We start from the raw sequence: 1,030 nt of genomic DNA on the forward strand, positions 1-1,030 counted from the left end.
AGGCAAATTCTGTTTCATTCCAACCGCCTTTTGGGCCATTGAAACCAATCTCGGAACGTCGCTGAAAATCTACTGTAATCTCTCTAAAACACCTTCGGTGTTGTAAGGTTAAGCCTCACGGATCATTAGTACTGGTTAGCTCAATGCATCGCTGCACTTACACACCCAGCCTATCAACGTCTTAGTCTTAAACGTTCCTTCAGGGGCCTTAAAGGCCCAGGGAAGACTCATCTCGAGGCAAGTTTCGCGCTTAGATGCTTTCAGCGCTTATCTTTTCCGCACTTAGCTACCGGGCAGTGCCATTGGCATGACAACCCGAACACCAGTGGTGCGTTCACTCCGGTCCTCTCGTACTAGGAGCAACCCCTCTCAATCTTCCAACGCCCACGGCAGATAGGGACCGAACTGTCTCACGACGTTCTAAACCCAGCTCGCGTACCACTTTAAATGGCGAACAGCCATACCCTTGGGACCTACTTCAGCCCCAGGATGTGATGAGCCGACATCGAGGTGCCAAACACCGCCGTCGATATGAACTCTTGGGCGGTATCAGCCTGTTATCCCCGGAGTACCTTTTATCCGTTGAGCGATGGCCCTTCCATTCAGAACCACCGGATCACTAAGACCTACTTTCGTACCTGCTCGAGCCGTCACTCTCGCAGTCAAGCTAGCTTATGCCTTTGCACTAACCTCACGATGTCCGACCGTGATTAGCTAACCTTCGTGCTCCTCCGTTACTCTTTGGGAGGAGACCGCCCCAGTCAAACTACCCACCAGACACTGTCCTCACCCCGGATTACGGGGCCGAGTTAGAACATCAAACATTAAAGGGTGGTATTTCAAGGTTGGCTCCACGCAGACTGGCGTCCACGCTTCAAAGCCTCCCACCTATCCTACACATCAAGGCTCAATGTTCAGTGTCAAGCTATAGTAAAGGTTCACGGGGTCTTTCCGTCTTGCCGCGGGTACACTGCATCTTCACAGCGAGTTCAATTTCACTGAGTCTCGGGTGGAGACAGCCTGGCCATCA

At 52.0% G+C, this 1,030-nt stretch carries 1 rRNA gene; it reads right to left on the minus strand.

The features are described from left to right. Positions 1–104: 104 nt before the first annotated feature. A 23S ribosomal RNA gene (locus tag SPL01S_RS24165) occupies positions 105–1,030 on the minus strand; the annotation flags it as partial.

Source organism: Serratia plymuthica NBRC 102599 (genome assembly GCF_001590925.1).
Taxonomy (GTDB): Bacteria; Pseudomonadota; Gammaproteobacteria; order Enterobacterales; family Enterobacteriaceae; genus Serratia; species Serratia plymuthica.